Genomic DNA, 23,340 nt, shown 5'->3' with positions numbered 1-23,340 from the left:
CGATTCAGGGAATCATACGGTAGTGTCTAGGACAACGACGCAGGAAAGCCTAATTTTGCATTCAGCAACAATTGCGTCTAAAGAGCCGCTTTAACGGTACCACCAACTATCGCGCACCCGATCCGTGCGGTGCGCATGAGGCATGCAGCGTGACACAACTGCCAACGAACCCGATGCCGGCAACCCCCTTGCTCGACAAGGTGACCTTTCCCGACGATCTGAAGAAGATCGACGACAAGGATCTGCCGCAGCTTGCCGGCGAAGTTCGTGCAGAGATGATCGATGCGGTCTCGCGTACCGGTGGCCATCTCGGCGCGGGCCTCGGCGTCGTCGAGCTGACGATCGCCATCCACAAGATATTCAACACGCCGCATGACCGGCTGATCTTCGACGTCGGCCATCAGTGCTACCCGCACAAGATTCTGACCGGCCGTCGCGATCGCATCCGCACCTTGCGCCAGGAAGGCGGCCTGTCCGGCTTCACCCGTCGCGCCGAAAGCGAATACGACCCCTTCGGTGCCGCGCACTCCTCGACGTCGATTTCCGCCGGCCTCGGCATGGCTGTCGCCGCCGACCTCGACGGCAAGAACCGCAATGTCATCGCCATCATCGGCGACGGTGCGCTTTCGGCCGGCATGGCCTATGAAGCGCTCAACAATGCGGGCGCGCTCGATGCCCGCCTGATCGTCATCCTCAACGACAACGACATGTCGATCGCGCCACCGACCGGCGCGATGAGCGCCTATCTGGCGCGCCTCGCTTCCGGCCGCACCTACATGGGCATCCGCGAAGTCGGCAAGAAACTGACGGCCTATCTCGGCAAGACGGTCGACCGGGCGATCACCCGCGCGGTCGAGCATGCCCGCGGCTACGTCACCGGCGGCACGCTGTTCGAGGAAATGGGCTTCTATCATATCGGCCCGATCGACGGTCACTCGTTCGAGCACCTGCTGCCGGTACTGCGCAACGTTCGCGACAACGCCAAGGGGCCGGTGCTGATCCATGTGGTGACGCAGAAGGGCAAGGGCTATCCGCCCGCCGAAGCCGCTGCCGACAAGTATCACGGCGTCAACAAGTTCGACGTCATCACCGGCGCGCAGGCCAAGGCAAAGCCGAACGCGCCCGCCTACACCTCGGTCTTCGCCGAAGCCCTGACGCAGGAAGCCGGTTTCGACGACAAGATCGTTGCGGTCACCGCCGCCATGCCATCCGGCACCGGGCTCGACAAGTTCGCCCTCGCCCACCCCAAGCGCTGCTTCGACGTCGGAATCGCCGAACAGCACGCGGTGACCTTTGCGGCCGGTCTGGCATCTGAAGGCTACAAGCCGTTTGCCGCACTTTATTCCACCTTCCTGCAGCGCGGCTACGACCAGGTGGTCCACGACGTGGCGATCCAGGGCCTGCCTGTGCGTTTTCCGATCGACCGCGCCGGTTTCGTCGGCGCCGACGGGCCTACCCATGCCGGCTCCTTCGACACGACCTATCTCGCGACCCTGCCCGGCTTCGTCGTCATGGCAGCCGCCGACGAGGCAGAGCTGAAGCACATGGTGCGGACCGCTGTCGCCTATGATGCCGGCCCGATCTCGTTCCGCTATCCGCGCGGCGAAGGCGTGGGCGTCGAAATGCCGGAGCGCGGCCAGATCCTTGAAATCGGCAAGGGCCGCGTGGTCAAGCAAGGCTCCAAGGTGGCGCTGCTTTCCTTCGGCACGCGCCTTGCCGACTGTTTGTTGGCCGCCGAAGATCTCGACGCGGCGGGTCTTTCGACGACGGTTGCCGACGCGCGCTTTGCCAAGCCACTCGACCACGACCTCATCCACCAGCTTGCCCGCCATCACGAAGTGCTTGTGACCATCGAGGAAGGCGCAGTCGGCGGTTTTGCCAGCCACGTGCTGCAGTTCCTCGCAGAAGACGGCCTGCTCGACGGTGGCCTGAAGGTGCGCCCGATGGTGATGCCTGACATCTGGATGGAGCAGGCAAAGCCCGAAGCGATGTATGCCTTGGCCGGCCTCGACCGCGCCGGCATCGTTTCTACGGTGTTCAAGGCACTCGGCCAGAAGCAGGATATCGGCATCGGCGCTGCCGGCTAAGGCTACGCGATCGAAGGCAGTCCGAAACACCAAAGCCCCGGCGATGAACCGGGGCTTTTGCTTTCTTGTGTGTCGTGGCGACGATCAGAATTCCTGCCAATCGTCCTGCGCCACCGCCGCATTGCCGTAAGACACGGGGCGGGCGGCACTCGCCGAGCGTATCGGTGCAGATGGCGCCGCCATAGTGGTGCCATGGTGCGCAGATCGCTTGGGGCGGTCATGCTGTTCGTGCGGCCCGGCAGCGTGAAGCGGGCGATGAGCTCGCGCAGACGGCCGGCCTCGCTGGCGAGCTGGGCGCTGGCGGCATTGGCCTCTTCGACCATCGCCGCGTTCTTCTGCGTCACCTGGTCCATCTGGTTGACGGCGGTGTTGACTTCGCTGAGCCCCACCGACTGTTCGCGCGCCGAGATGGCGATCGCGTCCATGTGCTGGTTGATGGTGGCCACATGGCCGCCAATCGCCTTCAGCGCCTCGCCGGTATCGCGCACCAGCTTGACCCCGCCTTCGACCTCGACGCTGGAATTGCGGATAAGCTCCTTGATCTCCTTGGCGGCCTTTGCCGAGCGCTGGGCCAGCTCGCGCACCTCCTGGGCAACGACCGCAAAGCCTTTGCCGGCCTCGCCCGCCCGCGCCGCTTCGACACCGGCATTGAGCGCCAGGAGGTTGGTTTGAAAGGCGATCTCGTCGATAACGCCGATGATGTTGGAGATCTGGCCGGAGGAGCTTTCGATCCGGCGCATCGCTTCCACGGCACTCGCCACCACGACGCCGGATTTGGCAGCGCTTGAATTCGCCTCTCCGGCCACGATGCGCGCCTTTTCGGCCCGCCGCGTCGAGCTCGTGACGTTGGCGGTGATCTCGTCGAGGGCCGCCGCGGTCTGTTCCAGCGATGCGGCCTGCTGCTCCGTGCGCCGCGACAGGTCGTCAGCACTTTCGCTTATTTCGCGTGATGTGATTACTTCCCTGTCTCCTTGGGGGTTTTATCACCACGTCTTACCCGCTCTGCCGAGCAGCCGTGCAGCGAGGGGGCTTGCCAATAGGCCGCCAACCCTCCATGAGAAACACATGTCAGAAGAACGCCAGAATGAAGAACACAAGAACAGAGTCCGCCTGGACCAGCTGCTGCTCAACACAGGACTGGTGGCTAGCCGTGCCCGTGCCCGCGACGCGATCCAGCGCGGCACCGTCAAGGTCGACGGCCGCACGGTCACCAAGCCGTCGTTGGCCTTTGCCGAGAGCGTGACCATCACCATCGATGACCCGGCGCAGGACTATGTTTCGCGCGCAGCGCTGAAGCTTGCCGCAGCGCTCGATCATTTCGCGCTCGATCCGACCGGTGAAAGCTGCGTCGATATCGGCGCCTCCACCGGCGGTTTCACCGAGGTGCTGTTGAAGCGCGGTGCCGATCACGTGGTTGCCATCGATGTCGGTCATGGCCAGATCCATCCGCGGATCTCGGGCGATCCGCGCGTCACCAGCATCGAGGGCCTCAACGCCCGGGCGATGACCGAGGACGACATCGACAACCGTGAAGTGACCTTCATCGTTTCCGACGTCTCCTTCATTTCGCTGAAGCTCGCCTTGCCGCCGGCACTCGAGATGGCGCTTCGCGGTGCGCACTGCATCCTGCTGGTCAAGCCGCAATTCGAGGCCGGTCGCGATGCGATCAGCAAGGCCGGACTGCTGAAGGATCCCGACAGCGCGCCGGCGGTTGCCGCCGAACTCGAGCGCTGGCTGGTCGAAGACATGGGCTGGCAGAGCCTCGGGCTGATCCCCTCGCCGATATCAGGCGGCGACGGCAACGTCGAGTTCCTGCTGGCCGGGAAAAAGCCATGAGCACGCAGACCCTGACCATCGCCCGTCTCGGCGCGCAGGGCGACGGCATTGCCGAAACCGAGGCTGGTCCGGTCTATGCGCCCTTCACGCTGCCGGGCGAGAGCGCGGCCCTTGCGGTCAACAAGTCTCAGGGCACGCTGATCTCGCTGCGCGAAGCATCGCCTGACCGGGTCGAACCGCACTGTCGCCACTTCGGCCCGGACGGTCAGAACGGCACCTGCGGCGGCTGCACGTTGCAGCACGCGGCCGACGGCCTCTACCAGACCTTCAAGCGCGACCTGGTGATCAACGCCTTGAAGTCGAAGGGATTGAAGCCTGATGTCGCGCCGCTGATAACAGCCCAACCCGGCGAGCGCCGCCGCGCCGTGTTCACGGCGCGCAAGACCGAAAAAGACCTGCTCCTCGGCTTCAACCAGGCGGAAAGCCACCACATCGTGGCGATTTCGGAATGTCCCGTCACGAGCCCGGGCATCGTCTCGCGGCTCGCCACCATCGGCAAGATCGGCGCGGCCATGGCCGTCAACGCCGAACCGTTCCGCATCACCGTTCTCGAAACGCTTTCCGGTCTCGACCTTTCGGTCGACGGCATCAAGGGATTTGGCGATCGCGAGCGCCGGCGCACCGTCGAGACGGTTCTCGGAGAACGCGGCATTGCCCGCGTCAGCCTCAATGGTGAGATCATCGTCGAGCCGACGAAGCCGGTGATCGAATTCGGCGGCGTCTCCGTCTCGCCGCCGCCCGGCGGCTTCACCCAGGCAACGCTTGCCGCTGAAGAGGCGATGGCAGCACTGGTGCTCGATCATATCGGCAAGGCAAAGCGGGTTGCGGACCTCTTTGCCGGCAGCGGCACATTCGCCCTGCGCATCGCCCGCAAGGCCCGCGTGCACGCGGTCGAAGGCGAGGACAAGGCGCTGAAGGCGCTCGACTTCTCCGCCCGCAACACGCAAGGGCTGAAGCCGGTGACGATCGAGAAGCGCGATCTCTTCCGCCGCCCGCTCATGGCGCAGGAACTGAAGGTTTACGATGCCATCGTCTTCGACCCGCCACGCGCGGGCGCGGACGTGCAGTGTCAGGAAATCGCCCGCTCCGGCGTCAAGAAGATCGTCGCCGTCTCCTGCAATCCGACAACGCTTGCCCGCGATCTCGCGATCCTCGTTGCTGCCGGCTACCGCATCACGTCGGTCACGCCGATCGACCAGTTCCTCTGGTCGGCCCATGTCGAGGCAGTCGCAACGCTCGAGAAATAGAAAAAGGCCCGGATGTCCGGGCCCTTTCTCATCGTTCAGACCGATGCACCCGACCTATGCCGCCCGCCGACGCGACGTTGGTGTCGGCGCATAGGCGCTCTGGGTATTGCCGAGGTTGAACTGGGCCAGAAGCGCATTGAGCGAAGCGGCTTCCGAAGCCAGGCCATGGCTTGCCGCCGTCTGCTCTTCCACCATTGCCGCGTTCTGCTGCGTGCCCTGGTCCATGGTGTTGACTGCCGTGTTGATCTCCTGAAGGCCGGTCGACTGTTCGCGCGTCGCCGTGACGATCGCGCTCACATGCTTGTTGATCTCCTGCACTTCGGCAACGATCGTCTCCAGCGCCTTGCCGGTGTCGCCGACCAGCGTCACGCCGCTGCGCACCTGGTTGCCCGAGGTGGTGATCAGCGCCTTGATCTCCTTGGCGGCATTGGCCGAACGCTGTGCCAGTTCACGCACTTCCTGGGCAACGACGGCAAAGCCCTTGCCGGCATCACCGGCACGGGCCGCCTCGACGCCGGCATTCAGCGCCAGCAGGTTGGTCTGGAAGGCGATGTCGTCGATGACGCCGATGATGTTGGAGATTTCGCCCGACGATTTTTCGATCGCATGCATCGCCTCGACGGCGTTGGCAACGACCTCGCCGGACTTTTCGGCACCGGCCCGGGTGCGGGCGACCAGCACGCCGACTTCCTCCGCCCGGCGGGCAGAATCCTTGACCGTGGTGGTGATCTCTTCAAGCGCAGCTGCCGTCTCTTCGACCGAGGCTGCCTGCTGCTCGGTGCGGCGGGCCAGATCGTCGGCGGCCGAACGGATTTCCGTCGCACCGGCGTCGATGCCGCGGGCATTGGCACCAACGGCGCAGAGCGTGTCGTGCAGCTTGGCGACCGAGTTGTTGAAGTCGGCGCGCAGACGATCGAGACGATCGGCAAACGGATTGTCGATGCGGTAGGCGAGATCGCCGTCGGCCAGGCGGCCGAGACCGCTTGCCAGGCCATCGACGGCCTGCTGCACTTCGGCAGCATCACGGGCATCGCGAGCCTGGCGTTCCAGGCGCTCGCGCTCCGACAGTGAACGGTTGGCGTCGGCCTCGTCTTCGAGGCGGGCACGCTCGACCGCATTGGAACGGAAGACGGCGACTGCGGCGGCCATCGAGCCGATCTGGTCGCGGCGATCTTCGCCGGGGATTTCGACGTTGAGATTGCCGGCGGCAAGCTTCTCCATCGCGCCGGTCATGTCGGTGACGGGGCGGATGACAAGGCGGTTGAGGAAGGTTGCGAGGAAGACGAGCATGACGCCGACGGCGAGAATGGTCGCGACGGTTGCGGCAATGCGGAACTGGTCGATCGCGGAATAGGCGACATCGGCGTCGATGACGAAGCCGACATACCATTCGACCGAGGGCAGGCCCTGAACCGGTACGAAGCTGACGATCATCGGCTTGCCATCGAGTTCGGTGTTCATGATGCCGGAGCTGATCGTCGGGGTGTCGATCGGGAAGGCGTCGGCAAGCGTCTTGGTGACGAGCTTGGAATCCGGGTGAACGAGGATCTGGCCGTCCTTGCTGGCGAGGAAGGCGAAGCCTTCGCCGCCGACGTCGATGCCCTTGACCATCGAGACCAGCGTTTCCAGTGAGAAGTCGCTGCCGGTGACGCCGTAAAGCTTGCCGTCGCGCTTGACCGGAACGGCAGCGCTGATGATGAGGTCGCCGGTCGAGGCGTCGACATAGGGCTCGGTGAGAACACGCGCGTCGGCTTTGACGGCCTGCTGATACCACGGGCGCTGGCGCGGATCGTAGCCCGCCGGCATCGGATTGTCCGGCCAGGTGATGAACTTGCCGCTCTCGTTGCCGACATAGGTCGAGATGAACTCGTTGGTCAGCACGTCGTTCTTGAGGATCGGCTGGACGCCGTTGTCATCGGTCGTCCGACCGGCGGCGTCGGCCACCATCGCCGTCAACGTGACGCGACCGTTGAGCCACTTGGCGACGCTCTGTGCGGCCTGGACGCCGGAGGACGAGATGTTTTCTTCGACCGCCTTGGTGGTTGTGTCGTACTGAAGCGTGTCGATATAGACGGAAAAGCCGGCAAAGGCGGTAACAACGACACCGGACGCGGCGACGAGAATGCGCGTCATGAGGTTCGATCGCTTGGACAAGATGGGCTCCTAACAGGGGCCGGCGTGCTTCGCCGGACATGAGCTCTCGATGATTTTCACGCGCAGCATCGCTCAGCCGCCGGAGTGGCGGTTGGTCAAGCCTCGGGAAAACGTTGAACATGCCAAAAAGGCGGGGCCAGCCATGCCTCATGCGGCCGGGGCCACCCTGGTGAGGGTAGGCCTATCGCGCCGCACGCTAGCGATCGCTATTTAAGAAGCGATTAAAATTGTCATATGCAAGTTCGGGATGCCGGCGGCAACGCGATCTTCACACAGGGACGGTTAAAGGACCGCCCCGACTTTGCTTGTCCGGCACCGAAAGGGATGCCGGGAAAACGTCCTAGCGACGCATGAAGGCCTCGAAAGCAGCCCTTGCCTCGGCGCTTTTCAGCTGCGCTGCGAAGTGCTTCGCCTCTTCGTCGATACGCGTGAGCACATCACTGCGGTCACCGCGGACGAGATCACGGGCGATGCGCAGCGCCTCCGGCGGCTTCTTGGCAAGGCGGGCGGCGAGCGAAAGCGTCTCTTCCTCGACGGCATCCTGGCCGACGATCTTCCAGATCAGTCCGGCTTCGAGCGCGTCGCGCGCTTCCAAGGGTTCGCCGGCGGCAAGCAGAGCGAAGGCACGCTGATGCCCCATGATGCGCGGCGCAATCAGGCTCGACGCCGCTTCCGGCACCAGGGCCAGATCGACGAAGGGCGTCTTAAACACCGAGCGGGCGGAAGTGATGGTCAGATCACAATGCAGGTGGATCGTCGTGCCAATGCCGATGGCAAGCCCGTCGACACCGGAGACGACCGGCTTGGCCGCACCCGCGAGCGCCTTCAGAAAATCGATGACCTCGGTGCCCATGCTGCCGCCCATGGCAAACGCCAGAAAGTCGGCCATGTCGTTGCCGGCGGAAAAGCAGCCTTCGGTGCCGAGGAACGCGGTCACGCGAACGGCCGGATCGCTGCCGGCAACCGTCAGCGCATTGGTCATCTTCGCGTACATGTCGCGCGTGATGGCGTTCTTCTTTTCCGGCCGGTTGAAGCGGATGACCTGCACGCCCGGATAGGCTTCCGGACGTTCGACAAGCACCTGGTCGGTCATGATATTTCCCCTCAACCCAAGACGGCGCGCGCGGCAGCAAGGCTGTCGGCACCGGTAACGACACGATCCTTCAAGGCGGAGGTTTCCGCCAGCATGTTTTCCGCGGCGAACCGACTGAGCGCGATGCGTTGCTCGTCCTTACCGTCAGACGCTTCGGCCAGACCGCCCTTGGCGAGGTAGGCGCCGGTCAAGGCGAGACCGAACAGGCGCTGACAGGCCGTGGCTCCTGCCAGTGCCTCGGAGAGTTTACCGGCCGAAACAGCAGCAATCAGCCATTCCGTCGCCTCGGAGAGATCGTCGAGCGCAGCATCTAGTCGCGCCGCAGTTTCGCCGAATCCCTCACGGTTGGAGGCGCGGACCGCGCCACCTATCTCGCGCAATTCGGCAATGAAGCCACGGACGTGTTCGCCGCCCGAAAGCGGCAGTTTGCGCGTGACGAGATCGATCGCCTGAATGCCGTTGGTGCCCTCGTAAATCGGGGCGATGCGGGCATCGCGCAGGTAACGAGCGGCACCGGTCTCCTCGATGAAGCCCATGCCGCCATGAACCTGGATGCCAAGCGAGGCAACGTCGACGCCGGCATCGGTCGCAAACGACTTGGCGATCGGCGTCAGCAGGCTGGAGCGCTCCTGCCAGAACTTCGCCTTGTCGCCGTCTGCCGCATGGCCCATGTCCACCGCATGCGCACAGGCATAGGCGATGGCGCGCGACCCTTGTGTCAGGGCCTTCATCGTCAGCAGCATGCGGGCAACATCCGGGTGCTCGATGATCGGGCTCATGCCCTGGCCGGACCAGCCGGGCGCCTTGCCCTGCGTGCGTTCCTTGGCAAAGGCGATTGCCTTCTGGGTGGCGGCGTCGGCAATCGCGACGCCCTGCATGCCGACGGCAAGACGGGCGTTGTTCATCATCGTGAACATGCAGGCAAGGCCGCGGTTTTCTTCGCCGATGAGGTAGCCGATCGCGCCTTTCTCTGCGCCGAACTTGCCGTCGCCATAGATCATCGTGCAGGTCGGCGAACCGTGGATACCGAGCTTGTGCTCGAGCGAATGGCAGAACAGATCGTTGCGCTCGCCGAGCGAACCGTCGGCGTTCACCAGGAACTTCGGCACGAGGAACAGCGAAATGCCCTTGGTGCCTGCAGGCGCATCCGGCAGCCGCGCCAGGACGAGGTGGACGATGTTGTCGGTGAAATCGTGTTCGCCCCAGGTGATGAAGATCTTCTGGCCGAAAATGCGATAGGTGCCGTCGTCGCGACGTTCGGCCCGGGTCTTGAGAACGCCAAGATCGGAGCCGGCATGCGGCTCCGTCAGGTTCATGGTGCCGGTCCATTCGCCGGATACCATCTTCGGCAGGTAGGTTGCCTTCAGAGCCTCGGAGCCATGCTTCTCCAGCGCGTCGACGGCGCCCATGGTAAGCGTGGGCCCGAGCGCAAATGCCATCGAACCGGCGTTCCACATTTCCATGGCCGCGACATGCAGCATATGCGGCAGGTTCTGGCCGCCGAATTCTTCCGGAGCCGTCAACCCGTTCCAGCCGCCGCCGATCCAGCTGTGATAGAGATCGCGCCAACCGTCAGGCGTCTGAACCTTGCCATCGACGAGACGGGAACCCTGCTTGTCGCCGACGTCGCCGAGCGGCGCCACTTCCTCGGTCGCGAAACGTCCTGCCTCCGACAGGATCGCATCCACGAGATCCTCGCCGAGGTCGCCGAGAGCGCCGCTTTCCAGCGCCCCGGCCATTCCGGCCACGTGCTTCAGCGTGAATGCAATCTCGTCAACGGGTGCCTTGTACATGATGATCCTCCCAGATACCGGGCGCTTTCGCAGCTGCCGGCGCATCTTCGTTTGGCCGAACACTATTGATTTTTACGTAAACGTCAACGTCAATTCAGCCCGCGTTGTGATGGTTGCCGGTGCGGACGGCATCGTAACAAAACTGTCATCAACGGCGCATAGAAGCCAGTAACGATGGCCCTCGCCAAGGCGTTCAAATGAACCTGATTTCCCCCGAGATACCCGGCCTGGTCTGGGCCTACCGCTTCCTGCCTGGCGAAAGCCGATGCCAGCGCATCGCCAACGATGCCTCGATCGACGGTCTCATCAAGGGCGACGGCTGGGTCTGGCTGCATCTGGCGCTTTCGGACGCGCGAACGCCGGCGCTCATCGAGCGGATCGGCAACCTGCCGCCGGCAGCCGTAACGACGCTGACCAGCCACGACACCCAGGCGGCCATCACTGTCTCCGACGATATCGTGCACGGAACGCTGGTCGATTTCGAGCGCACTTTCGATGCGGTGACGAAGACGATCGGCTGGCTGCATTTTGCCGTCAGCGACAGGGTGATCATCACGACGCGGCTGCACCCGCTGCGCAGCATCGACCGGGTAAAGGCCGCAGTCGAAAAGAGCACCAAATGCGCGCGGCCGATCGACCTCTTCGAGATGCTGGTGGTCGAATTCCAGCGCACGCTGATCTCGCTGGTGCTCGAACTGACCGAAGAGCTGAATGTCATCGAAGATCACGTCTATGGCGAAGCCGGTCACCGGCAGCAGCCGGGCCTGGCGCCATTGCGCCGCACCGTGGTTCGCCTTCACCGGCACCTGCGCACGATCCTTGCTCTCCTTCGCCGCGCCGGCGCGTCGGACGAAGACGAGGTGCCGCCCGGTTTCATCGACGTCACCGAGCGCCTCTACGATCGGCTCGAGGCCGTGGATCGCGACGTCTTCGCACTCCAGGAGCGCGCCCGATTGCTGCACGAAGAGATCGACAGCAAGATTTCCTCCGAAACCAACCGGCACCTCTATATTCTGTCGCTGATGACAGCCTTCCTATTGCCGCCGACGCTGGTCACCGGTTTCTTCGGCATGAACACCGGCGCCCTTCCCTTCGCCGATGGCAGCGGCACGCTGTATGCCGCGCTGTTCATCGCGCTTTCCATGGGCCTTGCGTGGTGGATCCTCAGGCGGATCGGCATTCTCTGACCTTGCCGGCATCAGAAAAGGCCGGACAATGCCCGGCCTTTTTGCTGTCTCTTCCTTGCCCTCTTAGCTATTGGGCGAGTAGCACTGCCGGCGCGCCGCGCCGTAGGGCTGGTAGGTGTTGTCGTAGGCCCGGTAGGAGCGGTAGCGGTCGTAGCACCATTGCACATGGCGGCTGCCATAGGCAGGCGCAGGCCGCGTGTAGCGCGGCGGCTGGGCAACGGCTCCGCCGATGATCACGCCGGCGCCGAAGGCCGCCATCGGGTACCACCAGCCATTATAATAACGATAGCCCGGACGGCGATAGTTATAGCCGCGATAGCCATTGTAATAATAATATCCGCCGCGCCGTTCGTAGCCGGGGCGGTGATACTGGACCTCGGTGGCATCACTCTGCCGTTCAACACGCAGCGGAGCCGGCATGAAAGCCTGGGACGGCACAGCCGAAGTCATCAAGACCGCGGCAGCAATCGCTGCGGCGAACCACTTGCCTGTCATTGTTCTCATATAACTCTCCATACGAGCACTTGCGCCGCTTCCGACGCCAGCGAGCCACCTTCACAACCGCCAGTTTGCGCGATTTCAGCCGCGTGTCGATACGTATCCTGATTACGGTCCGATCGAAAACGGTCGCCGGCTAACGTCTAAGTGACGGGTTTTGTTCCATGTTCCGGCATACAAAGTTGACTCGCCTGCCGCCTCGACGGACGGCGAAAGAGACTGGCTTCACGCCTGTGACAGTACACATGGAGCTGCAGATATCGGACCGACAAGGGACAGCGACAGCAATAGAAGCACCCTCTGATATACAGCCATAAGTCTCTATACATTCGCCACCGTCTCAAGCACAGTCGGCTCGGGGACTGGGATTTACGATCAATTAACTGTAGAGTCGGCAATCTCACTGAATGGCAAAGCGGTATATCTCCACCTTACGGATGATTCTGCGCCTCGCGACCCTCCTGGGTCTGGCTTTCGCGGCGGTGAACGCACGCGCCGGCGAACTGGAGCCCTGGAAGTCGAAGTCCAACGCCATCATCGTCGACGCTTATGAAATGAACAGCATCGACTGGGAGACAATGCTTTCCGACAAGCGTATCTCCGGCTTCATCGCCAAGGCCTCCGACGGCCTGCCGGAAAGCTTCTCCTGCACCGGCGATCATGGCGGCGACACTGTCGCCCACTGCAAGACGATGTGGCGCAAATACGCCGTCAGCCGCGAGCTCTACCAGACACGGCGGATGATCGCCCGCTCCCATGGGCTGCTGTGGGGCGCCTATCATCTTGCCCGCCCCGGCAACCCGGTCGATCAGGCCAACCATTTTCTCGATTATGCGAGCCCGCGCGACGACGAGTTGATGGTGCTCGATCTCGAAGGCATCGACCCGGACAAATTCATGTCGCTCGAAGACGCGGCGATCTTTGCCGGACATATCAAGACCCGCACCGGCCGCTACCCGATGCTCTACACCAATCATGTCACGGCCAAATACATCGCGGCCAACCGCGCGAAGCACCGACTGCTGTCGCGACTACCCCTGTGGTATGCCCGCTACAAGCCGGATATCCGCAATGTGTTTCCGATCGGCAACTGGGACAGCTATGCGCTGTGGCAATTCTCGTCAGGGATCAATTGCGGCAAACGCCGCTGTCCCTATCGTGTGCCCGGTACACTTGACGACATCGACGTCAATGTCGCGGCTATGAGCAGCGCCACCTTGCGACCGATCTGGGCCGGCGGCGCCCTGTTGCCGGAAAAGGCACTGCCGCTCGTTCTCATTGCCAGAGCCGACGACGGGGTCGGCGCCGCCAGCGCTGCCCAGGCGACGGCGAAAATCGAAAGCCAGCCGTTGCTTATCAGCCGCGCCGAAGCTGCCAGCGCCGCCGGCGAAGGCGTCGACATGATGGCGACCGGGTCGATCGATTTCGGTCGGCACGACCGCGCCGTGCGGCTGGCGGCCGCGGCCAGCCGCTGACGGGTCGGTCGCGGAAAGAACACGCTCCCCGCGACCATCAAGCATTGTCAGGCTTCGATCTGTACATCTCCAAGCGGCCGCGAGCAGCAGGCGAGGATGTAGCCCTCATCGATTTCGTCGTCGAGAATACCTCCGTTGTGGTTCATCTCGACCTCGCCGGCGACTTTCATCACCCGGCACGTACCGCAGATGCCGCCTTCACAGGCCGCACCGATCCTGACGCCGTTGGCCCGCGCCGCCTGCAGGATCGTCTGGCCGGGCTTGGCCTCGATCTCCTTGCCGCTCATGGTGAAGACCACCTTGGCGCCTTGCGCTTCGGCGTCGGCTGCCGCCCCTGCCCTGACTGCTATCTCCTCGGCTGCCGGTGCTGCCGCCGGCTGGAAGCTTTCCTCGTGATAGCGGCTCATGTCGAAACCGGCCGCCTTCAGCAACTCGCGCACGCCGCGCATGAACGGCTCCGGACCGCAGCAAAACACTGTGCGCTCCATGAAGTCGGGTGCAAGCAGCGGCAGCTTGGCGCCGTCGATGCGGCCGCGCAGCCCGTGCCATCCGTGCCTTGACTCATGCCCCTCGACCACGAAGCCGAGGTTTAGCCCGGACATCTGGCGCGCCAGCACTTCCAGTTCCGAGCGGAACAGAAGGTCGTCTGGCCGGCGGGCGCAGGAAATGAAGGTGACGTCGGTCTCGGGAACGCAGTCCGCCATCCAGCGCGTCATCGACATCATCGGCGTGACGCCGGAGCCTGCCGATATGAAGAGATATTTTTCGCCGGGATGGCGCACGAAGCTGAAATCGCCGAGCGGACCGAACGCCTTCAGCCGCATGCCGGGCTTCAGGTGATCGAACATCCAGCGCGTGCCGATGCTATCGGCTTGCGCCTTGACGGTGACGGCGATCGACAACGGCCGGGAGGGCGTCGACGACAGCGTGTAGGTGCGCATGACCGGCTCGTCGGCGACCGGCAGCTCGAGCGTGACGAACTGCCCAGGCAGATAGCGGAACCAGGCCGGCTTTTCCGCCCGGAAGGTAAAGGTCATCACATCGGCGGTCTCGATCACGGCCGATGTGCATTCGAGCATGTTCTGCCTGTCGATCCAGACATGAAGCTCGTCGAAATGATGGAACGAGGATGCCATCTGCATGTCAGGCGACCCGGGAAAGCGGAGCAGCCTCGCCCTGCAGGCGCTGTTCCATGAACTTGCAATACCACTCGACGAACTGCATCACGCCGCCTTCGTGTTCGGGCGAATAGGGGCCTGACTGGTAGGCCGGCGAGCGAATACCAAAGGCGTTCTCCTCGACGATCTGGCGGTCCTGATCGTTGGTCTCGGTCCAGACATGCGTCAGTTGCTCGAGATTGTAGTCGACGCCTTCAACCGCGTCCTTGTTGACCAGCCACTTGGTCGTCACCTGCGTCAGCTCCGGGCCGAGCGGCAGGACGCGGAAGGTGATGGCGTGGTCGGCCAGCACATGGTTCCAGGTCGAGGGATAATGGAAGAGCAGGAGCGTGCCGATATGCTTCTGGCTAACGTCTGCCGACAGTTGCCGCCGCACGGCGCGGGCGCCGGACATGGTGTAGCTCTCGGCGTCGTCGATCAACGGCATGCGCGCCGAGCGGAACTGGCCGGTCTCGGACATCCGGAACTCGCTCGGCAGTCCGGCTGCTTCGCATTTCGCCCAATGCGCGGCAATGACGGGATCATCCTTGGCGCCCTGCACACCGGTCGCCGTCGGCGCTTCGGGATAGGTGCGGCAAAGTTCGGGGTGGTTGGCGGCACAATGGTAGCACTCCCGGTTGTTTTCCCAGACGAGTTTCCAGTTGCCCTTTTCGATGATCGTGCTTTCGAAGGCGACCTTGGTTTCACCCAGGCGGTGCGGCGCAAGATAGGGCGCGACCATGTCGCGGAACGGGCCGAAATCCATCGGCTGCTCGGACAGGTTGATGAAGATGTAACCGCCGACGGTCTCGCAGTGGATCGGCTTCAGGCCGTGGGCCGCCTTGTCGAAATCCTCGCCCATCTGGCGGGCAAAGAGCAGCGCGCCGTCGAGCTCATAGGTCCATTGGTGATAGGGACAGACGAGCTTGGCCGAAGAGCCCTTGTGCTGCGCGCAGACGCGAGAACCGCGATGACGGCAGGAATTGTGCAGGGCGCGGATCGTGCCCTGTCGGTCGCGAACGATAATGACAGGATAATCGCCGACCTGGACGGTGAAATAGTTACCGGCACGCGGGATCTCGCAGTCGTGGCCGATGAACAACCAGTCCTTGTACCAGATGCTTTCGAGATCCTGCCTGTAGTAGTCGGGGTCGATGTAGAAGGCCCGGTCGAGGCTGTAGCCGTCGCGTCGACCCTTCAGCTTGCGGAGCATATCGCCCTTGATGTCCATGTCCTGTCCTCGTTCGCCTTGTTTCGGAGAGGCAGGACTGGAACCCGCACGGGCGCATTGCCTGTGCGATGACGGCTCCGATCCGGCTGCCCGCCGCAACCCGTTACGGTCTGTTCGCGTCAAGGCTGGTTTCCGGGCTCAGGAGCCGTCCGCAAGGACCAGCCCGGCGCCTTCCCGGACGGAACCGTCCAGTGGCTTTGTGCCGTGGCTTTCGCTCCACCACCGTTGCGGGGGCAGCGCCGGGTTTTGACCGGCTTCCCAATTCTCCGCCTTCCCTAAAAGACAGCACCTTGAGTAGGCATATCTAATCGCGGAAGCCATCGTCGTAGCTGCCGATTAACGACATCCGATTCCAGAAAGACGACACAGCACATCAAGCGCACCAAACGCCCTGTGATTGATCATTTTTCATTGTAAACAATAGGATAGCTCAAGGATTGAGCAATTGTCGCTTTTTCCGGCAAGGCTTGCGAGAAAGCGCGGATCCTTCGCCATTTTGCGACATGTCTTCCCGTGACGCGGGGCAAGGCCCACCGACGCGAGTGAAATCTTCCATTAACCATAATGCATTAGCGTCGCCTGACGGAGAAACCGGCCGAACCGGCAAACAGCGCATTGAAGTTCATGGCAAAGCTCAAATACTACGACGCCGCAGCCGAGAAGCTGCCAACGATCGCTCCGAAGACAGCGGTCCACACCGAGTTCCTGCGCACCGGCCGCATAGAAAGGCGTCAATGGTCGCAGCGCGAGCGGCGTTATCTGAGCTATGACGAGGTTGCCGAGCGCACCGCCCACAAGCTGACGACCGCCGGCGAAACGACGCACAAGCGGATGAACGGCTTCCATACCTCGATCCAGTTTCCCAAGATGATCTTCCACCGCACGCTCACCGGTCGGCCGCATCTCGGCTATTGCCATGTCACGGCGGCGAGAACACATCTCGCCCCGTCCAAGGACGTCACCTGGTCGTTCTATTTCGCCAACTTCTTCTGTGACCTCGGCGACGAGAAACACTTCTTCGAACGCATCCAGACCGGCTATTCCCGAATGTACTTCGCCGTTGCCATCGAGCCCGATGCGCCAGAGGGGCAGATGACCATCAATCGCAGCGTTCGCGACAACGGGCTGCTCTTTCGTACCGACGACCCGAAAGTCGCGCTCAAGAACGTGCTGATGCTCGGCGCGCGCGACGAGGCATTGAAGCGCATCATTCGCAGCCTCTGAAGCGCAGACCCGGTTGCCTGAAGAAAATCGTTCTGTTTTCACCGTGGCTCCTTTAAGGAAGCCTCGGAAAGGGAAACGGAAGCGACATGGCCGAAATCATCGATACACGGACCGAGCCGGAACGGGCGATCGAGCGTGCCTGTGCGGTGCTTGCCGAAGGCGAGCCCGTCGCGATTCCGACCGAGACGGTCTACGGCCTGGCAGCGGACGCCACCAATCCCGATGCGATCAGCCGTATTTATGAGATGAAGGGGCGTCCACGCTTCAACCCACTGATATCGCATGTGTCAGACATGGCGATGGCTGAAGCCCATGTGACATTCGATTCGTTGTCGCGGCGCCTGGCCGAAGCGTTCTGGCCCGGCCCGCTGACGTTGATCCTGCCCCAGCGCACAACAAGCACCGTGCACGCGCTTGCCTCGGCCGGCCTCGACACGCTCGGCATCCGCATGCCTGATGGCTTTTCACGTCGGGTGATTGCCCGCTTCGGCCGCCCGCTCGCCGCACCGAGCGCCAATACGTCGGGCAAGATCAGTCCCACAAGCGCTGCCCATGTGGAAGCCGATCTCGGGCCGCGCCTCAAGCTCATTCTCGACGCCGGCTCTGCGGAGATCGGGCTTGAATCGACGATCATCAAGGTCGAGGACGGCGCGCTGCGCCTGCTGCGTCCGGGCGGTCTCGACGTCTTCGAAATCGAAAGGCTGACCGGCCTTACCGTCTCGAGGCCGCAGAGCGCCGGAGCGACTATCGAGGCCCCGGGCATGCTCGCCTCGCACTACGCGCCGGGCGCAGCTGTCCGGCTCGACGCCGCCGACGTGCGTCCGGGAGAAGCGCTGATCCGGTTCGGCAATGCGTCGCTCCCCGGCGAAGAGCACGCCGCGATCGTACTCGACCTCAGCCCGGCAGGCAGCCTGCGCGAGGCAGCTGCCAATCTTTTCGACTATATGAAGAGGGCGGATGCCAGCGGCTCCGCAACCATCGCCTTCGGCCCCATCCCTTCGGAAGGGTTGGGAGAGGCGATCCTCGACCGGCTGCAGCGTGCTGCCGCCCCCAGAGACTGACCGACAGGCACTTTTACAGCGCCGTGCGTCAAATATGACGCGCAAAGGACGCTGTAACGCTCTAAACCCGCTGCATAATTTTGTCCTTAATTCGATTCCGATTTAAGGAATTATGCAGTAGCGCCGTCGGGCGCATTTGCGAAGGCAGGGCCATGACGACGACGCTCCCCTCTCCCGAACTGATCGCCTCCTTCATCGACATCGTCGGCAGCGCCAATGCCTTGACGAACCCGGCGGACCTCGCGCCCTACCTCATCGAATCCCGCGGGCTCTACAAGGGCACCACCCCGATGGTGCTTCGCCCCGGTTCGGTCGAAGAGGTGTCGCGCATCATGAAGCTTGCAAGCGCGACCCGAACGGCAATCGTTCCGCAAGGCGGTAACACCGGCCATGTGGCGGGTCAGATCCCGCGCGAGGGCAAGGCCGATATCGTCCTGTCGCTGCAGAGGCTGAACCGGATTCGCGACATCGACCCCGTCGGCAATGTCATCGTTGCCGACGCCGGCTGCATCCTTGCCGATATCCAGAAGGCGGCCGATGATAACGATCGACTGTTTCCGCTGTCGCTCGGGTCGGAAGGCTCGGCCCGCATCGGCGGCAACCTCTCGACCAATGCCGGCGGCACCGCAGTGTTAGCCTATGGCAACATGCGCCAGCTTTGCCTCGGCCTCGAAGTGGTTCTGCCGACCGGCGAGATCTGGGACGGGCTGCGCCGGCTGAAGAAAGACAATACCGGCTACGACCTGCGCGACCTGTTCATCGGCGCCGAAGGTACGCTCGGCGTGATCACCGGCGCGGTGCTCAGGATGTTTCCGAAGCCCCTTGGCCATCAGGTGGCCTTTGCCGGCGTCGGCAGCGTCGAACATGCGCTGGCCCTCTTCGACAAGGCCTCGAGCCTCTGCGGCACTGCGCTCACCGGCTTCGAACTGATGCCGCGCCTCGGCGTCGAGTTCACGACAAAGCATATTCCAGGCGTGCGCGACCCGATGGAAACCGTTCACCCGTGGTATGTACTCATCGACATTTCCACCTCCGATTCCGCCGAGAGTGCCGAACGCATGGTGCACGAACTGCTGGAGCAGGGCATCGTCGCCGACCTGGTCGAGAACGCAGTGATTGCGACCAGCGAAGAACAGCGCAAGGCGCTGTGGCACATGCGCGAAAGCATGTCGCCAGCGCAGAAGCCGGAAGGCGGCTCGATCAAGCACGACGTTTCCGTCCCCGTATCGAGCATCCCCGCCTTCATGAAGGAGGCCGATACGGCCGTCATGCAGGCGATGCCGGGCGCACGCATCTGCTCATTCGGCCATATGGGCGATGGCAACATTCACTACAACATCTCGCAGCCCCTCGGCGCCGACAAACAGGCATTCCTCGACCGTTGGCGGGAAATGAACGCCATCGTTCATGGCATCGTGCTGAAGTACAACGGCTCGATCTCGGCCGAACACGGCATCGGGCAGTTGAAGCGCGACGAGCTCGCCGAGGTCCGCCCCGAGATCGAAATCGAGTTGATGCGCCGCATCAAGCACGCGTTCGACCCGGCGGGCATCATGAACCCTGACAAGGTGTTGCGGGCAGACTGACGACGCTTTTTACCGGCCGCCGGCTCTCAGCTGTGCAAGCGAGAACAATGCGTCGGCACTGATGCCGCCGCCGCTGCCGCCCGTCAGGATGGCAAGCCCCGGATTGACGTCGGTGTTGTTCTCGACGTCATAAAGCGCGGTAAAACGCTTCAGCAGCTTTTCGAGTTCCTCGGGATCCTGAAGGTCCTTGATATCCATGAGGCGCTCGATGTAAGCGGCCTGCATCTCGATCTTGGCGCTCGCGAGGCCCTCGGGCATGCTGTAGGCGGTCCGAACAACCTGCATCAGTGCGTTGTCGGCGAGCAGGTCGTAGGGTGTGGTGATTTCCGGCGCCTTGCGCTTGAAATAAAGCGCCAGCCGAACACCGGCATTGTCCTCGCCCTCGCTCTCCTCAAGCGTCTGGTTGAGGTAGAGGTCGAACGTCATAGTGAGCCCACGCCGCGTCTGTATCTGCCCGGCTTCGCCTGTAACTATCTTTCCGTCCTTGTCGAAATTGAAGGCGGAAACGATCTCGCGATACTTCAAGCCGTTCGGATCGGTGTTGATGAAGCTCTTGCGATCGTTGAGGTCGGAGGTGAACATCTGCTTGAGGTAGTCGGTTTTGACACCCTCCGGGTCAATGCCGGCGCCGATCAGCACGATATCGACGAGGCGCTTGTCCTTGAGGAAATCGTCAAGCGTCTCGATCTTCTGAATCTGCGTCGTGTAGTACTTGCTTTCCCCTTCCGCCTTCGCCTTGGCGGTCTTCTTTTCGTCCTCCGTGCCGAAGCGCGATTTCTCGACGATGTAGGCCTTGGCAGTATTGACGATGTCGGCCTCGTTCTGCGCCAGCTTGGGTGAGCCAAGCGTACCGTCCGCGTTGAAATTAAACGCTTTCACCAGCTTGATATAGCGTTCATCACGCAAGGAGTTGGCGTAGCTCGTCGGATTGTTGAGATCACTGGTCAGAATCTGCTTCAGCTTGCGCGGTGTCAGGTCTTCGTTTTCGAGGCCAAAGGCGCTGAGTACGAAGGACCGCAATTCGCTGTTGCCAACGAGACTATCGACGTTGCTCATGGTCTTGATCAGCAGCTTGTAGCGGCTGATCTTGCCCTCGTCCTCTGCATCGTCCGCGTCGTTGTAGTGGACCATATAGCCGCTGGTGGTGGTATTGGTCTGTTCGGCGGTCTGTGCCTTGGCGCCTGCCGGCAGCGTCCCGTCGGGCTGGAAATTGAACGCGGCATGCAGGGCCTTGTAGGCCTTGTTGTATTCACCGCCAAACTTGTTGACGTAGCTGTTCGGGTCGTTGATGTCGCTGGTGAGAATGTTCTCGATCGTCGCGCTCACGGTGGTGGTGGGCAAGCCGAAAGCCGTTCTGACGTAGTCCGCGATGCGCGGGTCGGCCACAAGCTCCGCAACGGTCGTGATCGAACCGATCTTCTGCTCGAAATAATCCCGGTTAAGGATGGCTCCCGATGGCGTCAGCCGAGGGCTGCTGAAGATATAGGCCTCATTCAGCATCTTCTTCTTTTCGTCGGTGATCGCCTTGCTGCCCGCGGCCACGCTACCATCGGCTTCGAAGTTGAAGGCGCCGTTCAATTGCCTGTAGGCATCGAGCATGCTGATCTGCCTATTCAGCATGTTCACTTCGGTCGAAAGTTGATTCATCAATGCGGTCGACTCGTTACCGACCGGCGGCAGCTTGGTGTTGAGATCGGCGACGATGGCGTTCTTGGCGTCGATCTGCGCCTGGATCCCAGGCTTGTCCGCCGCTGGCGCCTCTGCAAGCTGTGCCGTCAGCGTCGCGATGTCCTTCATCGCAGTTGCCCGCGTGTCAAAGTCAGTCAGCGTCTTCGTGGCTTCGGTAAGCCGGGTCTGCGCCGTGGTCTGGGAATTGGCAAGATCCGCCGGCTCGGCGGTCAACGCGTATCTGACCTGATCATAGGAGTAGTTGCGCGCATCGATGCCAAAGATGCCGAAGGCATAGGAACGCAAACGTTCATTTCCGAGGAACTGATCGACGTTGGTGACGAGATCCATAGCTGCGTTGAAATAGGCGTTGTCTCCTTTGAGAACAGTGTCGAGATTGGCGACCCGTTCATTATAGAGACCGATCAGTGCATCCTGTTGCGCCGTCGTCTGTGCCGCGGCTGACGATGTGCTGAAGCTGAACGCTTCGGCAAAGTTGCGATAGCGTTCGTCCGTGAGGCGGTTGGCAAAACTGTCCGTATCCTTCAGATCGCTTTCAAGCACCTTGCGCATGAAGGCCTTGGCATAGGTCATGTCTTCGAGACCGTGTGCCTTCATGGCGTAGGAATAGAGCCGGTAATCGTCGAGGAAATCGTCGACCGTTTTCACGTTGCCGATATTTTCCTTGTAGTACTGCGCTTCGCGCGCGACCAGCGGCCGGTCGGCAACACGATCGAGGCTGGTCCTCAAGTCGCTCGTGATCCGGCTGTAATTGAGATAGGTCGAAACCATGCCTGCTGCCCCGTCGCTTAACCCAGGGGCGGGTCACACCAATCCCCCGAAACAGAATTCTGACACGGCATGATTGCACGACAGGCTTGTGTGTGGCTTTTCGCCGGCCGCGACCAGGCCATTGCCAAGAATGCGAGCCACCGCGTTGACGAAACGGAAACCTTGGCTGCTCGGCTTTTGCTAACCATCGAAAAACGCAAAGTTTTCTTAACCGCGATTTTTAAGTCGGCCGGAAGGGGAGCCGCCTATTCTCCAGCCCATAGAGGACGAAAAGTCCCGAAGAGAAGACCGGAAATCGGCTCTCAAGGAAAAACAAGGGCGATTGAAATGCGCAATACACTCTCTCAACCCGCATGGGTCGAAAACACGCTCCGGCTCGATCCGAAGCGCTTTCCTCAGCAGGCAAGCTACGTCCTGCGTGGCCACACAGGCAATGTCACGATCAGCCTGGACGAGCGTGGCGCGGTTCTGCGCAAGGTGCTACCATCAAGCGGCCTGCCGCTTTCGATCGCACTGCCGGCGCGGGCATTCAAAGGGGTCGCGGCACGCGCGATCGACCACGGCGACGGAGACGTTACAGTGACGCTTGAACTTCATCATGACGATCCGGACCTTTGTGTTCCGCTGCTCGTTGCACATGATCTTTCCGACATTGCTGCCGATTGGCGCGCCTGGGCCGAAGCCTATCGCATTCCGATGCTGATGGTCGAAGCCGATGGCGTCGCTCGCGCCCTCGAAGAGCATCTCGGCGAGGTTCGCACCGCACCGCTCAAGCCGCGGCGCCGCCACTCCTTCTTTGCCGACCGCAGGCCGCGCTTCCTCGTGCGCCGCTCCACCGGCCGGCTTGGCGTCAACATGAAGATCGACGGGCGCGAAATCATCGCCCGCAGCTAGGGCTTAACCGAATACCTCCAGTGCAAAAGCCGGCCGTTCCCTGCGGCCGGTTTTTGTATGCAGCAAGTCTGAAGTGCTACAGCGTCCTTAGCGCGTCATACTTGACGCGCGGCGCTGTAACGCCAAAACGTTCACAGCCAAATCGCGGGTGTTCCTTCGGAAACAGCCGCCTCGCCTTCTTCGTGCCATATCCGACCCATAGCCAAGGTCACGAAAGAAGGAGATACCCGATGCGCAAGTCTCTTGCCGCCACCATTGACGCAATCGTTGCGATTTTCCGTGCGCGCACCGAGGCGAAGAAGCGCAAGGCTGCCAGCGCAATCAGCTGGGGCTGAGCGATCAGGCTCTCGCAGATCT

The 23,340-nt window shown here is 62.3% G+C and carries 16 protein-coding genes, 1 pseudogene and 1 riboswitch; of the genes and pseudogenes, 9 read left to right on the top strand and 8 right to left on the bottom strand.

Annotation, left to right across the window (positions count from 1 at the left end):
• Positions 1–173: 173 nt before the first annotated feature.
• Positions 174–2,087, top strand: coding sequence for a 1-deoxy-D-xylulose-5-phosphate synthase (gene dxs, locus ASD52_RS15735; protein WP_057224789.1), 1,914 nt, complete (start codon positions 174–176; stop codon positions 2,085–2,087).
• Positions 2,088–2,171: 84 nt separating this feature from the next.
• On the opposite strand, the pseudogene ASD52_RS15730 reads toward dxs, so the two are convergent.
• Positions 2,172–3,037: pseudogene (locus ASD52_RS15730) on the bottom strand (methyl-accepting chemotaxis protein); the annotation flags it as partial.
• Positions 3,038–3,152: 115 nt separating this feature from the next.
• Here ASD52_RS15730 and ASD52_RS15725 point away from each other — a divergent pair.
• Together ASD52_RS15725 and ASD52_RS15720 are read left to right on the top strand one after the other, a co-directional pair.
• Complete coding sequence (locus tag ASD52_RS15725; protein WP_025426145.1) at positions 3,153–3,923, top strand: TlyA family RNA methyltransferase; 771 nt, start codon at positions 3,153–3,155, stop codon at positions 3,921–3,923.
• Complete coding sequence (locus ASD52_RS15720; RefSeq protein ID WP_025426144.1) at positions 3,920–5,170, top strand: class I SAM-dependent RNA methyltransferase; 1,251 nt, start codon at positions 3,920–3,922, stop codon at positions 5,168–5,170. The genes ASD52_RS15725 and ASD52_RS15720 overlap by 4 nt, the downstream gene beginning before the upstream one ends.
• Positions 5,171–5,224: 54 nt before the next feature.
• On the opposite strand, the gene mcpU is transcribed toward ASD52_RS15720, so the two are convergent.
• From mcpU to ASD52_RS15705, 3 genes are all read right to left on the bottom strand, one after another.
• The gene (mcpU, locus tag ASD52_RS15715; protein WP_244497471.1) at positions 5,225–7,303 is read right to left on the bottom strand and encodes a methyl-accepting chemotaxis protein McpU; all 2,079 of its coding nucleotides are present in this window, start codon (positions 7,301–7,303) and stop codon (positions 5,225–5,227) included.
• Positions 7,304–7,664: 361 nt separating this feature from the next.
• The gene (locus ASD52_RS15710) at positions 7,665–8,417 is read right to left on the bottom strand and encodes a crotonase/enoyl-CoA hydratase family protein (protein WP_025426141.1); all 753 of its coding nucleotides are present in this window, start codon (positions 8,415–8,417) and stop codon (positions 7,665–7,667) included.
• 11 nt (positions 8,418–8,428) lie between these two features.
• Entirely contained in the window at positions 8,429–10,210 is a 1,782-nt protein-coding gene (locus ASD52_RS15705; RefSeq protein ID WP_025426140.1) for an acyl-CoA dehydrogenase, read from the bottom strand.
• A gap of 197 nt (positions 10,211–10,407) precedes the next feature.
• Between ASD52_RS15705 and ASD52_RS15700 the strand changes: the two genes are divergently transcribed.
• The gene (locus ASD52_RS15700; protein WP_025426139.1) at positions 10,408–11,397 is read left to right on the top strand and encodes a transporter; all 990 of its coding nucleotides are present in this window, start codon (positions 10,408–10,410) and stop codon (positions 11,395–11,397) included.
• Positions 11,398–11,460: 63 nt separating this feature from the next.
• Here the strand turns inward: ASD52_RS15700 and ASD52_RS15695 are convergent, their stop codons facing one another.
• Complete coding sequence (locus ASD52_RS15695; RefSeq protein WP_025426138.1) at positions 11,461–11,892, bottom strand: BA14K family protein; 432 nt, start codon at positions 11,890–11,892, stop codon at positions 11,461–11,463.
• A 410-nt stretch (positions 11,893–12,302) separates the two neighbouring features.
• Here ASD52_RS15695 and ASD52_RS15690 point away from each other — a divergent pair, with 410 nt between their 5' ends.
• Positions 12,303–13,370, top strand: coding sequence for a GH25 family lysozyme (locus ASD52_RS15690; RefSeq protein WP_057211590.1), 1,068 nt, complete (start codon positions 12,303–12,305; stop codon positions 13,368–13,370).
• Between the two features lie 47 nt (positions 13,371–13,417).
• Here the strand turns inward: ASD52_RS15690 and ASD52_RS15685 are convergent, their stop codons facing one another.
• Positions 13,418–14,512 carry a hybrid-cluster NAD(P)-dependent oxidoreductase gene (locus tag ASD52_RS15685; protein ID WP_057212461.1) on the bottom strand — a complete coding sequence of 365 codons (1,095 nt, stop codon included), beginning with the start codon at positions 14,510–14,512 and terminating at the stop codon, positions 13,418–13,420.
• A 1-nt stretch (position 14,513) separates the two neighbouring features.
• Positions 14,514–15,758: an aromatic ring-hydroxylating dioxygenase subunit alpha gene (locus ASD52_RS15680; RefSeq protein WP_025426135.1), complete on the bottom strand. Its 1,245-nt coding sequence runs from the start codon at positions 15,756–15,758 to the stop codon at positions 14,514–14,516.
• 105 nt (positions 15,759–15,863) lie between these two features.
• A riboswitch (cobalamin riboswitch) is annotated at positions 15,864–16,066 on the bottom strand.
• Between the two features lie 316 nt (positions 16,067–16,382).
• Between ASD52_RS15680 and ASD52_RS15675 the strand changes: the two genes are divergently transcribed.
• From ASD52_RS15675 to ASD52_RS15665, 3 genes are all read left to right on the top strand, one after another.
• Complete coding sequence (locus ASD52_RS15675) at positions 16,383–16,982, top strand: DUF6656 family protein (protein ID WP_025426134.1); 600 nt, start codon at positions 16,383–16,385, stop codon at positions 16,980–16,982.
• Positions 16,983–17,068: 86 nt separating this feature from the next.
• On the top strand, positions 17,069–18,043 hold the full coding sequence (locus tag ASD52_RS15670) for an L-threonylcarbamoyladenylate synthase (RefSeq protein ID WP_025426133.1): 975 nt from the start codon (positions 17,069–17,071) through the stop codon (positions 18,041–18,043).
• A 152-nt stretch (positions 18,044–18,195) separates the two neighbouring features.
• Positions 18,196–19,629, top strand: coding sequence for an FAD-binding oxidoreductase (locus ASD52_RS15665; protein ID WP_025426132.1), 1,434 nt, complete (start codon positions 18,196–18,198; stop codon positions 19,627–19,629).
• 9 nt (positions 19,630–19,638) lie between these two features.
• On the opposite strand, the gene ASD52_RS15660 is transcribed toward ASD52_RS15665, so the two are convergent.
• Entirely contained in the window at positions 19,639–22,089 is a 2,451-nt protein-coding gene (locus ASD52_RS15660; protein ID WP_025426131.1) for a DUF1217 domain-containing protein, read from the bottom strand.
• 327 nt (positions 22,090–22,416) lie between these two features.
• Here ASD52_RS15660 and ASD52_RS15655 point away from each other — a divergent pair, with 327 nt between their 5' ends.
• Positions 22,417–22,983, top strand: coding sequence for a DUF6101 family protein (locus ASD52_RS15655; RefSeq protein ID WP_025426130.1), 567 nt, complete (start codon positions 22,417–22,419; stop codon positions 22,981–22,983).
• Positions 22,984–23,340 lie beyond the last annotated feature (357 nt).

It is taken from the genome of Ensifer sp. Root142 (assembly GCF_001426785.1).
Lineage (GTDB): Bacteria > Pseudomonadota > Alphaproteobacteria > Rhizobiales > Rhizobiaceae > Ensifer > Ensifer canadensis.
Note: the sequence above shows the minus strand (reverse complement) of the source record. Positions and strands in the feature narration are given on the sequence as shown.